Annotated in this window: 11 protein-coding genes; 7 read left to right on the top strand and 4 right to left on the bottom strand. The window is 65.0% G+C overall.

All coding sequences use genetic code 11. The features are described from left to right. Positions 1-77 precede the first annotated feature (77 nt). From E4K65_RS06675 to ppx, 4 genes are all read left to right on the top strand, one after another. Entirely contained in the window at positions 78-620 is a 543-nt protein-coding gene (locus tag E4K65_RS06675) for a CDP-alcohol phosphatidyltransferase family protein (RefSeq protein ID WP_027542953.1), read from the top strand. A gap of 90 nt (positions 621-710) precedes the next feature. Further along, on the top strand, positions 711-1,388 hold the full coding sequence (locus tag E4K65_RS06670; protein WP_135173466.1) for a P-loop NTPase family protein: 678 nt from the start codon (positions 711-713) through the stop codon (positions 1,386-1,388). A 136-nt stretch (positions 1,389-1,524) separates the two neighbouring features. Next, complete coding sequence (locus E4K65_RS06665; RefSeq protein ID WP_167770580.1) at positions 1,525-3,714, top strand: RNA degradosome polyphosphate kinase; 2,190 nt, start codon at positions 1,525-1,527, stop codon at positions 3,712-3,714. Between the two features lie 15 nt (positions 3,715-3,729). Beyond that, complete coding sequence (ppx, locus tag E4K65_RS06660) at positions 3,730-5,232, top strand: exopolyphosphatase (protein ID WP_135173465.1); 1,503 nt, start codon at positions 3,730-3,732, stop codon at positions 5,230-5,232. A 48-nt stretch (positions 5,233-5,280) separates the two neighbouring features. Here ppx and E4K65_RS06655 read toward each other — a convergent pair whose 3' ends face one another. Both E4K65_RS06655 and ndk read right to left on the bottom strand, forming a co-directional pair. Next, positions 5,281-6,141, bottom strand: coding sequence for a TerC family protein (locus E4K65_RS06655; protein WP_135173464.1), 861 nt, complete (start codon positions 6,139-6,141; stop codon positions 5,281-5,283). A 129-nt stretch (positions 6,142-6,270) separates the two neighbouring features. Beyond that, positions 6,271-6,693, bottom strand: coding sequence for a nucleoside-diphosphate kinase (gene ndk, locus E4K65_RS06650; protein WP_011086893.1), 423 nt, complete (start codon positions 6,691-6,693; stop codon positions 6,271-6,273). Between the two features lie 308 nt (positions 6,694-7,001). Here ndk and E4K65_RS06645 point away from each other — a divergent pair, with 308 nt between their 5' ends. From E4K65_RS06645 to E4K65_RS06635, 3 genes are all read left to right on the top strand, one after another. Continuing rightward, complete coding sequence (locus E4K65_RS06645) at positions 7,002-7,253, top strand: sulfur globule protein precursor (protein ID WP_135173463.1); 252 nt, start codon at positions 7,002-7,004, stop codon at positions 7,251-7,253. A 211-nt stretch (positions 7,254-7,464) separates the two neighbouring features. Next, positions 7,465-7,644 (top strand): hypothetical protein, encoded by a 180-nt coding sequence (locus E4K65_RS06640; RefSeq protein WP_135173462.1) that lies wholly within the window; start codon positions 7,465-7,467, stop codon positions 7,642-7,644. A 71-nt stretch (positions 7,645-7,715) separates the two neighbouring features. Further along, entirely contained in the window at positions 7,716-9,578 is a 1,863-nt protein-coding gene (locus E4K65_RS06635; RefSeq protein WP_135173461.1) for an ABC-F family ATP-binding cassette domain-containing protein, read from the top strand. 136 nt (positions 9,579-9,714) lie between these two features. Here the strand turns inward: E4K65_RS06635 and E4K65_RS06630 are convergent, their stop codons facing one another. Further along, a complete protein-coding gene (locus E4K65_RS06630; protein WP_027542962.1) occupies positions 9,715-10,386 on the bottom strand; it encodes a 3'-5' exonuclease in 672 nt (223 codons plus the stop codon). Between the two features lies 1 nt (position 10,387). Next, a complete protein-coding gene (locus E4K65_RS06625) occupies positions 10,388-12,190 on the bottom strand; it encodes a putative nucleotidyltransferase substrate binding domain-containing protein (protein ID WP_135173460.1) in 1,803 nt (600 codons plus the stop codon). Positions 12,191-12,282 lie beyond the last annotated feature (92 nt).

Raw genomic sequence — 12,282 nt, 5'->3', positions numbered from 1 at the left:
ATACTATGTAGATATCAACGGGTTCAGCCTTCAAAGAGGCCGGATTCGAGGTCAGGCCGGGTGCCGGGAAGCGCCGCGTGAGTATTCCGAACATCATTACCCTGGGCCGCATCATGCTGGTCCCGATCATTGTCTGGGCCATCGTGTCGAGCCAAATGGAGGTGGCTTTCGCCGTCTTCCTGATCGCCGGGATCAGCGATGCCGTGGACGGCTTCCTCGCCAAGCGCTTCAACATGACAAGCGAGCTCGGCGCCTTGCTCGATCCGCTCGCTGACAAGGCGCTGCTCGTCTCGATCTATATGTCGCTCGGCATCTGGGGGGCGATTCCGCGCTGGATCGTGATCCTGGTGGTATCCCGCGACATCATGATCGTCGCCGCCGTGATCGTGTCCTGGCTGTTCGACCGGCCCGTCGAGATGAAGCCGTCGAAAGTGTCGAAGCTCAACACGGTCGCCCAGGTGGCATTCGCAGCGCTGGTGCTGGCCGCGCTTGCCTTCGGTTTCAAGCCGGCGCCCTATGATATTATCCTGATGGGTCTCGTCACGATCTTCACGCTCTCCTCCGTGTCGCTCTATCTCGTCGAGTGGGTGCGGCACATGAGCACGATCGAGGCCAAATGAGCGTGAACCGGCCCCGCAAAGGGCCAACTCACGCCCGATAGGTCGAATCTTTCAACCGAGGCCGGCCGTCCGGCATGGAGCAAAGCAAGCGTGGCAGGCCGCGTTCACCCCCGACAATTGGCGTTCTCGCTTCCGCACGCGGAGAGCCTCAGCCGGGACAATTTCCTCGAAGGCCCCGCCAACGCTGCCGGCCTTGCCCTGATCGACGGCTGGCCGGAATGGCCGAACCGGATCATGTGGCTGGCCGGCCCCGAAGGCAGCGGCAAGAGCCATCTCGCCGCGATCTGGGCCGCGGAGGCCGGCGCCCGCTCGACCACGGCCAATGCGTTGACCGCCGCAGGCGTTCCCGGTGCGCTCGCGACCGGTGCGCTGGTGGTCGAGGATCTCAAGGCCAAGGACTTTGACGAGCGCGCCCTCTTCCACCTGATGAACCTCGCCCGCGAGGACGGCGCTTATATCCTCTTCACCGGGCGCGAGGTGCCGGCTTCGCTGGACATCGAGCTCCACGACCTGCGCTCGCGGCTGCGCGCGGTACCGGTGGTCACGCTGCTGCCCCCCGACGACCAGCTCTTCCGTGGCCTGATCGTCAAATTCTGCGCCGACCGCCAGCTCACCGTGGACGAGAGCGTGGTGAGCTACCTCGCCACGCGCCTGGAGCGATCCTCGGCCGCCGCCCGGCAGGCCGTGGAACTGCTCGACAGCGAGGCCCTGCGGCTTGGCCGCCCCGTGACCCGGGCGCTGGCCGCCGAGCTGCTCCGGGACGCCTGACCCCGCCCCCAACGCCGCTTGACGGCGCGGAACTGCGGAACATCAATGTCATCGAAACGTCATCGCCCTAACACATGCTCCCGCCGGTTTTGCGCGTTGGTCGCAAATTGGGGCAAACTGGATGGACCGACTTCTCATGGACTCCGCTCAAGCTATTGAAACAAAAGAAAAAGACGCGGAAGCCGAGAGCCTGCCGGCGATCGCCTCGAGTCCCGAGCGATTCATCAACCGCGAGCTCTCCTGGCTGCATTTCAACCGCCGCGTCCTGGAGGAATCGGTCAATCCCAACCATCCCGTGCTGGAGCGGGTGCGATTCCTGTCGATTTCCGCCAATAACCTCGACGAATTCTTCATGGTCCGCGTCGCCGGCATCAAGGCCCAGGTGCGCGAGGGCATTTCCGAGCGCAGCCCCGATGGCCTGACGCCGTCCGAGCAGCTCGCGCTGATCAACCGCACCGTCTCCCAGCTTGCCTCAGACCAGCAGGCGATCTGGCGCGACCTGCGCGCCACGCTGGCCGATGTCGGCATCGTGCTGGTGGACGGCAAGGAGGTCACCAAGGCGGAGCGGACCTGGATCGAGGAGTACTTCCTCAACAACGTGTTCCCGCTGCTGACGCCGCTCGCGATCGACCCGGCCCACCCCTTCCCGTTCATCCCGAGCCTCGGCTTCACCATCGCGCTCCAGCTCACGCGCGCCGCCGACGGCAAGCAGATGAACGCGCTGATCCGCATGCCCGGCAAGATCGACCGCTTCATTCGCCTGCCGGCGGAGGGCACGGTACGGCTGATCTCGCTGGAACAGGCCACCGCCCTGTTCATCAACCGCCTGTTCCCCGGCTACAATCTGCATGGCCAGGGCGCCTTCCGCATCATCCGCGACTCCGAGCTCGAAATCGAGGAAGAGGCCGAGGACCTCGTCCGCCTGTTCGAGACCGCGCTGAAGCGCCGCCGCCGCGGATCGGTGATCCGGCTCGAGATCGACGCCAAGATGCCGGAGCAGCTGCGCAGCTTCGTGCAGCATGCCCTCTCCGCCGCCGACGACGAAGTATTCCTGGTCGACGGCGTGCTCGCCATGAACGAGCTCTCGCAGCTCACCCGCCTCGACCGGCCCGACCTCGAATTCACCCCTTACGTGCCACGCCATCCCGAGCGCGTGCGCGAGCATGGCGGCGACATCTTTGCCGCGATCCGGCAGAAGGACCTAGTCGTCCATCACCCCTACGAATCCTTCGACGTGGTGGTGCAGTTCCTCCAGCAGGCAACGCGCGATCCCGATGTCGTCGCGATCAAGCAGACGCTCTACCGCACCTCCAACAACTCGCCGATCGTGCGCGCGCTCGCCGAAGCCGCCGAGGCCGGCAAGTCCGTCACCGCGCTGATCGAGCTGAAGGCGCGCTTCGACGAGGAGGCCAACATCCGCTGGGCGCGCGACCTCGAACGCGCCGGCGTGCAGGTCGTCTACGGCTTCCTCGAACTGAAGACGCACGCAAAGCTCTCGATGGTGGTGCGCCGCGAGGGCGGCAGCCTCACGACCTACGTCCACACCGGCACCGGCAATTATCACCCGGTCACCGCGCGCATCTACACCGACCTCTCCTACTTCACCTCGGAGCCGACCATCGGCCGCGACGCCGCGCGCGTCTTCAACTTCATCACCGGCTATGCCGCGCCGAGCGATTTGGAAAAGATGGCGGTGTCGCCGCTGACCTTGCGCAAGCGCATCATCGAGCACATCCAGGGCGAGACCGCGCATGCGCGGCATGGCCGCCCCGGCGCGGTCTGGATGAAGATGAACGCGCTGGTCGACCCCGACATCATCGACGCGCTTTACGAGGCCTCGCAGGCCGGCGTCCAGGTCGAGCTCGTGGTGCGCGGCATCTGTTGCCTCAGGCCCGGCATTCCCGGCCTGTCGGAGAACATCCGCGTCAAGTCGATCATCGGGCGCTTCCTGGAACACGGCCGAATCTACTGCTTCGGCATGGGCCAGGGGCTGCCGAGCGCGAAAGCGGCTGTGTATATCTCCTCGGCCGACATGATGCCGCGCAACCTCGACCGCCGCGTCGAGGTGCTGTGTCCGCTGCAAAATCCCACGGTGCATCAGCAGGTTCTCGAACAGATCATGGTCGCGAATCTGAAGGACAATGAGCAGAGCTGGCAATTGTTGCCGGACGGGTCCTCGACGCGTATGAAGACCGCGAAGGGCGAGGAGCCTTTCAACGTCCACAACTACTTCATGACAAATCCGAGTCTATCTGGCCGTGGAAAGTCGCTCAAGGAATCCTCGCCGCGCCGTCTCACGCGCCGTAGTGAACGTCATCAATCCTGATCCGGGATCGTGGACGTGAAGCGGCCGCGTAAGCGCGGCTCGAGCGTCGCGGTCATCGACATCGGTTCCAACTCGGTCCGTCTCGTCGTCTACGAGGGACTGACGCGGAGTCTCATTCCGATCTTCAACGAGAAGACGCTGTGCGGCCTCGGGCGCGAGGTGCAGAGCACGGGCCTGCTCGCGCCCGACGCCGTCGACAAGGCGTTGACCTCGCTGAAGCGGTTCCGCGCGCTGTGCCGCGTGATGCAGGTCGGACGCGTGTTCGCGATCGCGACCGCCGCCTGCCGCGACGCCTCCAACGGCCCCGACTTCATCGCCAAGGCCGAGCGCATCTGTGCCGTCAAGATCGAGATCCTGTCGGGCCCGCGCGAGGCGCGGCTGTCGGCGCTCGGCGTGATCTCCGGCATCCACCACCCCGACGGCATCGTCGGCGACCTCGGCGGCGGCTCGCTCGAGCTGATCGACGTGCGCAGGAACAGCGTGCGCAGCGGCGTGACCCTCCCGCTCGGCGGGCTCGCGCTCCAGGACCTCGCGCACAAATCGCTCAAGCGCGCCGACCGTATCGTGCGCGAGGAGCTCGACGAGGTGCCGCAGCTCAAGGCGGGTAGCGGCCGCACATTCTACGCCGTCGGCGGCACCTGGCGCGCGCTCGCGCGCATCCACATCATCCAGAGCGGCTATCCGCTCCAGGTGATGCACGGCTATTCCATCTCCGCGGCCGAGGCGCTCGACTTTTCGCGTCGCCTCCGCCGTCTCGCGGCCGCCGACATGCTCGCCGACATCGAGATCGTCGCCGATGCGCGGCGCCCGCTCCTCACCTATGCGGCGCTGGTGCTCGAGCACATCATCCGGGTGGCGAAGCCCAAGACCATCGTGTTCTCGACCTTCGGCGTGCGCGAGGGCCTGTTGCACGAGAAGTTGCCGGAGACCGAGCGCAACAAGGACGGGCTGATCTGCGCGGCCGAAGAGCTCAATCAGCTGCTGTCGCGCTCGGCCAAGCACGCCCGCGAGCTGATCGCCTGGACCGATCGCCTGGCGCGCGTGGTGAAGCTGCGCGAGACGGACGAAGACCGCCGCTTGCGCCACACCGCCTGCCTGCTCTCCGACATCGGCTGGCGCGTGCATCCCGATCACCGCGGCGAGCAGACGCTGAGCCTCGTCGTCAACGGCAATTTCGGCGCGATCACCCACACCGAGCGCGCCTTTGTCGGCCTGTCCGTGTTCTATCGCTATGCGGGCCTCAGCGAGGAAAACCAGCCGCCGGCCACCACGCAGGAGTTGCTGACGTCGGCCCAGCTCGACCGCGCCCGCCTGCTCGGCGCGGCATTCCGCGTCGCGCATCTGATCTCGGCGGCACGGCCAGGCGTGCTGCCCGCCACCCATTTCCGCAGCCAGGGCCGCAAATTGATGCTGGTGTTCGAGCACCGTCTCGGCGACATCGTCGCCGACCGCGTCGGCAGCCGCTTCCGCCAGCTCGCCCGCCTGGTCAACCGGGCCGGCTCGATCGTGCGGCGGTAGTTCACCTCTCCCTGCGGCAGAGGTGAACTACACGTCCCTCGGAAAGGCTTACTCCGCCGAAACCTTGGCGTGGCGTTCGGAGGATTCCAGCGCGGCCGCGCTCAGGCTGCGCCGGCGCCAGATGGTGCCGACGACCAGCACGACGACGACCCCGAGCGCCGCGCAGAGATATTCGCCGCCTCCACCGCCATGGCCGAATTGGGCCGGGATGCGCAGTGCGCCGAGCATGTTGTCCAGCGAGGCGCCGAGCGGGCCGTCGAACAGCGAGTGGAGCTTCGGTGCGACGCCGGGATCGGTCGCGATCACCTCGCCCGCGATCCAGCCGAGCAGCGCGGCGCCAGCCCAGACCAGGACCGGCAGCTTTGCCAGCAGCGCCATGATCAGCGCGGCACCGGCGACGATCAGCGGCACGCTGATGGCAAGACCCAGCACCAGCAAGGGCACGCTGCCATTGGCAGCAGCGGCGACCGCAATGACGTTGTCCAGGCTCATGACGATGTCGGCGACGACGACGATCTGCACCGCCTGCCACAGATGCGAGGCGGACTCGACGCCGTCCTCGTCCTCGTTCTCCGGCACCAGGAGCTTGGCTGCGATCACGATCAGCGCGAGACCGCCGACGAGCTTGAGATACGGCAGCTCCATCAGGCTCGCGACGATGCCGGTGAAGATGATCCGCAGCAGCACCGCGGCGCCGGCGCCCATGATCATGCCCCACAGCCGGTGCCGCGGCTTCAGGCCGCGGCAGGCGAGCGCGATCACCAGCGCGTTGTCGCCGGAGAGCAGGATGTTGATCCAGATGATCTTGCCGACCGCGATCCAGAAGGTCGGTTCGGCCATCTCGTTGCGAAACTGGGTGAAGAATGCCCCGATCGTAGCGGGATCGAAGATCTGCCAGAGCCAGTTCACAATGAGTCCTTTCGCCCCGTCGTCTCAAAAAGCATGATTCGGAACAGTGAAGCGGTTTTCCGAAAAGATCACGCCCAAACAATAAATTGAAGCGCGACGACTGTCATCGCGCTTCAATCGGCTGAATGATCAGCCGACGATCTCGTTGCCCGAGAAGAACTGCGCGATCTCGATCGCGGCGGTCTCCGGCGCATCCGAACCGTGTGCGGAGTTCTCGCCGATCGACTTTGCGTAGAGCTTGCGGATGGTTCCTTCGGCCGCCTTGGACGGATCGGTCGCGCCCATCGCGTCGCGGTACTTGGCGACGGCGTTCTCGCCTTCGAGCACCTGGACGACCACCGGGCCCGAGGTCATGAACTCGACGAGCTCGCCGAAGAACGGACGCGCCTTGTGGACGGCATAGAAGGTCTCGGCCTGTTCCTTGGTCATGCGGATGCGCTTCTGCGCAACGATGCGCAGGCCCGCCTTTTCGATCACGGCGTTAACCGCACCGGTCAGGTTACGCGCGGTCGCGTCGGGCTTGATGATCGAGAAAGTACGTTCGATGGCCATGATCTTGTCCTTGAGAAGAAAGCGGTGGTTCGGAGTTGCGGGGCTTATATCGGCGCCTTTGCCAGACGGCAAGCGACCGCCCAAACCGCCTCCCGGGCGCTTCGCCGCAGGCCGCCCCGGCGCATCCAGACGTGGATTACCGAGATTTCATCCAGATGAACCCAATCTGAAGCCCCCATTCAGGCTTTGGTCCAGCTCGCCGGCGTAAGGTTGGGTCTATCGAAACCAAAGCCTGATCATCAGGCAGACCGTTTCGGCGGCCTTCCATCGACGCGATACCTCGCGCCGGCAGTCTTGAGGAGATCACAATGTTGAGGAAACTTTCGCTTGCCGCTGTCGCTGCGGTCGCGCTGGGTGCCGCGCTGGCACCGACCTCGGCCTCTGCTCACTGGCATGGCGGCGGCTGGGGCTGGCACGGCGGCGGCTGGCATCACGGCTATGGCTGGGGTGGCCCGCGCTACTATGCCCCCGTCTCCTACGGTTATGGCGGCTGCTATGTGCGCCGGCTGGTCCCGACCCCCTGGGGACCCCGCTGGCGGCTGATCAACCGCTGCTACTGAGCCCGCAGCACCTTAACTTAAGGGTGCCGCCCCCCACGGCACCTTCCAAGAGAGGCCCCGGCGATCCCCCCGCCGGGGCCTCGTTTTTGAGCAGGCACGACGAATTCATACAATTTTTGCTAGAACGCCGGACATTCCCCGCAACCGGCGAAACCATTTGGGGACCAACGACTTGGTACCGTGTCGTTACTCTGCAACATGGAACCTCGTCATGACTGGCCTTTTCGCCAATGACAGCGAACAGATCGACCGGCGCACCAGCCGCTCGATTTGCGATGCCGTAGGCGAACGGCTTCAGCAGCGTCTCCGCCCCGACCCCCGGCTGCCGACGCATCTCGAACAGCTCCTCGACGAGCTGAAGAAGCGCGACCGCGAAGGCGGCGCTCACTGACAGGCCGTAGACATAGAACGGGCTGCGCAAAAACGGGTTGCGTTTGATCCCGGCTGCGGTGACAAGGCCGCATGCTGTCCATCACCGACCTCTCCATCCGCCTCGCCGGACGCCTTTTGATTGACCAAAGTTCCGTGCAGATCACGCCCGGATCGCGCGTTGGCATGGTCGGGCGCAACGGCACCGGCAAGTCGACGCTGTTCAAGGTGATCCGCGGCGAGCTCGCGGCCGAGCACGGCACGGTGACCCTGCCCCCACGCTGGCGCGTCGGCAGCCTCGCGCAGGAGGCGCCGAACGGCCCCGAGAGCCTGATCTCGGTCGTGCTCAAGGCCGACCTCGAACGCGACGCGCTGCTCGCCGAAGCCGAGAGCGCCACCGATCCACACCGGATCGCCGAGATCCAGACCCGGCTGGTCGACATCGACGCGCATTCGGCGCCGAGCCGTGCCGCCGCGATCCTCTCCGGCCTCGGCTTTTCCGCCGCCGATCAGCTCCGCCCCTGCGCCGAATTCTCCGGCGGCTGGCGCATGCGCGTCGCGCTCGCCGCGACGCTGTTCGCGGCCCCCGACCTGCTGCTGCTCGACGAGCCCACCAATTATCTCGATCTCGAAGGCACGCTGTGGCTGGAAGACCACCTCGCGCATTATCCGCGCACGGTGATCGTGATCAGCCACGACCGCGACCTCCTGGAAAGCTCGGTCGACCAGATCCTGCATCTGGAGCGCGGCAAGCTCACGCTCTACAAGGGCAGCTACTCCTCCTTCGAGGAGCAGCGCGCCGCGCGCGAGCTGCTCGATGCGAAGGCGGTCAAGCGCCAGGAGGCCGAGCGCGCGCGCCTGCAAGCCTTCGTCGACCGCTTCAAGGCCAAGGCCTCCAAGGCCCGCCAGGCGCAGTCACGCGTGAAGATGCTGGAGCGGCTGAAGCCGATCACCGCGCTGGTCACCCAGGACGTGCGCGAGATCAGCTTCCCCGCGCCGGAAAAAATCCTGTCGCCGCCGATCATCGCCGTCGACAACGCCGCGGTCGGCTACGATCCGGCGACGCCGGTGCTCGGCCGCGTCACCTTGCGCATCGACAATGACGACCGCATCGCGCTTCTCGGCGCCAACGGCAACGGCAAGTCGACGCTGGTGAAGCTGCTCGCCGGCCGCCTCGCGCCGTTCACGGGCAAGGTCACGCGCGCCGACAAGCTGTCGATCGCCTATTTCGCGCAGCATCAGCTCGACGAATTGAACGAGGACGCCTCCGCCTACGATCACGTCCGCAAGCTGATGGGCGATGCGCCGGAAGCGAAAGTGCGCGCACGCGCCGGTGCGATCGGCTTTTCCGGCAAGGCGGCCGACACCAAGGTGGCAAAGCTGTCGGGCGGCGAGAAGGCGCGGCTGCTCTTGGGGCTTGCGACCTTCTTCGGCCCCAACATGATCATCCTGGACGAGCCGACCAACCATCTCGACATCGACAGCCGCGCCGCGCTCGCCGAAGCCATCAACGAATTCCCCGGCGCGGTGATCATGGTCTCGCATGATCGCTATCTGATCGAGGCCTGCGCCGATCGGCTCTGGATCGTCGCGGACCGCACCGTCACCAATTACGACGGCGACCTCGACGAATACCGCCGCCTGGTGCTGTCGGCGCGCAACAGCGAACCCGCCCCGCGCGAACGCAGCGCCTCAAGCGAGAAGCCGCAGCGTCCGAAGTCGGACAATCGCGGCTCGCTGAAGAAGCGCATTGCGGAAGCCGAGACCGAGATCGCCCGCGTCAGCGACATCATCGCCAAGATCGATACCGCGCTATCGCTCCCCGACATCTTCACCCGCGACCCGAAGCAGGCCGCGCAGCTGTCGAAGGCGCGCGCGAATGCCGCCGACGCGCTGGCGCGCGCGGAAGAGCAATGGCTCGAGGCGAGCACGCAGTTCGACGAGGCGGCGGGGTAGTCTGGCAGGCTGGCGGGGACCGGCTGAGGCTCAATCAAAATCCGAAAAACAACCCCATGCACAGTACAGGTATTAAAATACCTGCATAATTCCATCTGTTACCATTGGGCAATCTGCTCCGCCGCGCTGGACCCGGTCATCCCCCGAACTGGTTGAAAACGGGGCTGGCACGTTGGCGCGCGATACGTACGCCGCGCCTGGTCAGGTCGCGCAACTGCAGGAACATCATCGCAGTCATCAATGCGTCGTTGAAAGCATCGTGCTGCCCAAGAGACGGAATGCGGAGGTCGTGGAGGATCGCGGCGAACGACAGATCGACCGGGGTGTTCGGAGGCGCGTTGCCGTATTTGCGTTCGTAGTAAAGCCGCGACACTTCGATGCGTTCGTTGGGCAGTTCGATTCCCACCAGCGGCAGGATATACTTGTCCAGCATGGCGATGTCGAAATCGACATAATAGCCGATCAGCGGGCGCGGCCCGATGAAATGCAGAAAGCCTGGCAGCACCTTCCAGACGATCGGCGACGCTTCGACGTCGGACCGGCGCAAGCGGTGAATCTTGATCGCCTCCGCCTCCAGTTCGCTATCGGGATGGACGATGGCTTCGAAACGCGCGCTGGTCAAAATCCGGTTGCCACGGATCTTGATTGCGGCAATGGCGACAACGTCGTCCGTTCGCACATTCAGACCGGTGGTCTCGCAATCGATGACGACAAACTCGTCGTCCGGAGCGCGATCGAACATGAAGCGATACGATTGATCGCTCAGGGTCGCCTGGTGCAACAGTCGTTTGATCGCACGGGGCAGCATTCTAGAACACGCCGAGCTTGAAATGATGACCGACAATTTCCCGAAGCTTCTTCACCACCTGGAGCGCGTCACGCAATAGATGACGCTCCATGCTGGACAGTTGCGCCGGTCTCACCAGAGTCCCCGACGCGCCCGCGGATGCGGCCAGCTGCCCGTCGAGCCGAAGCATGAGCAGGAATCGGAAGGCTTGCTTCAGGTCGCGTCCAAAGTCCCGTTGCAGCACGCCGAGATCACAGAGCCGGGAAATCCGCTTGTCGGTGGAGGTCTCGCGCAGGCCCTGTTCGAGCGCCAGACTGCGAACGCCGTGCACGATGGGAAAGATGCCGCCCTTCTTGAGATCCAGCGCATCGCCGGTGCCCTCGGACGTGATCAGGTTGTTGAAGAGGCCGATCGGCGTTTCAAACGCGTCAACGGCCCGCGCGAAGTGGGCCATGAACGCCTGCTCGCCCCGCGTCATGTCGATCAGCGCCGTCTTGGCGTCGTTCAGGAGCTGCTCGTTGCCCGCGATCGCCTGCGCATCGTAGACGATGGCCACATTCATGTGCCCGGCCTGATCGGGAAGCACGATCCAGCGGCGCAAATCCGCGAGATAGTCCGAAAGTGGCCGGGACCATTGCGGATTGCGCACCATGATATCGCCCGGACAGGGCGGAAAGCCGAAGCTCTGCAGAGCGACGAAGAATTCCTGACGGAACGCCTCCAGGATTTCGCCCTGCATCGGACCTGCGAGGACAAGGCCGTTGTCCTGATCGGTACGGATGGTCTGCTCGCCCCGCCCTTCGCTTCCCATCACGATCAAGCAGCTGCTGGTGCGCAGCTCGGCCGGCGCGATCATTTCGAACAATCGAGACAGGAGGCGTCTGTTGAGGTCGGAGACAATCTCCGCAATGACCTCCACCTTGACCCCTTGCCGTCGCAGCACGCGCGTTTGCGTCTCGATCTCCCGCGCCGCGGTGGCGAGGTCCTGCTGACTCGAGGCTCGATCGATGCGGCCGGCGGTGACTTGAGCGCTTCCCGCCAAGAACCCCAGCAGATCGATCTCCTCCAAAATACCGATGAGCTCTGCGCCGTCGCGCACGGCAAGCCGCCGCTTGTTGTGCTTGGTCATGAGCAGGAGAGCCGAGGAGACGAAATCGTCACGGCGCAGCGACACGATGTCGAAATTCGCGAGCGCGCCGACCGGCGTCTGGATGGACTGGCGACGCAGCACCACGGCCTTGGACAGGTTCATGCCGGTCACGATGCCGATCCGCTCGCCGTCCCGGACAAACAGCGCATTGCTGTTGATCTCGCGCATCAGATGCCCGGCGGCCTCGATCGTATCACTGGCAGCCAGAAACACCGGCGGATGCAGGAACAGTTCGCCGACCTTGGCGTGCATCAACGAGCCGTAGCGTCCCGTCTCCTCGTCGTTGGCGAGTTCGTCCAGCTTCCGGGATATCTCACGGTAGAAAAAGGCCGCAAAGCGCGGGTTCGCCTTGATCAGATCGAGCGCGACCTTCCTGGGGATCACGTAGCAAAGCGTCTCGTCGCGGGCGAGAAACTGGTGACCGCTGTGGTCGTGAACGAGCGCGCGGCTGTCGAACGTGTCCTTGGGGCCGAGCAATGCCAGCAGGTCGGCCTCGTTCCGCTCCTCGACGATGCCCTTGATCACGACATAGAGCGCCTCCGCCGGGACGTCCCGCCTGATGATCGCTTCGCCCGGACTGAAGTACCCGATGTCCAGCGCGGCTCGCAACGTCTCGGCCTCGCTCGGCGTCAGACGATCGAACGGCGGGTTGGTGATATCGAACGCCTTGGGCATTTCGGCCTTTCGAAGATGCGGACCATCCGAGGATCCGACGACTGACCATCGAAAGCGCAGCACCGGCCGGTCCATGTGGACCGGTCGGTACC

The organism is Bradyrhizobium niftali (assembly GCF_004571025.1).
GTDB lineage: Bacteria > Pseudomonadota > Alphaproteobacteria > Rhizobiales > Xanthobacteraceae > Bradyrhizobium > Bradyrhizobium niftali.
Note: the sequence above shows the minus strand (reverse complement) of the source record. Positions and strands in the feature narration are given on the sequence as shown.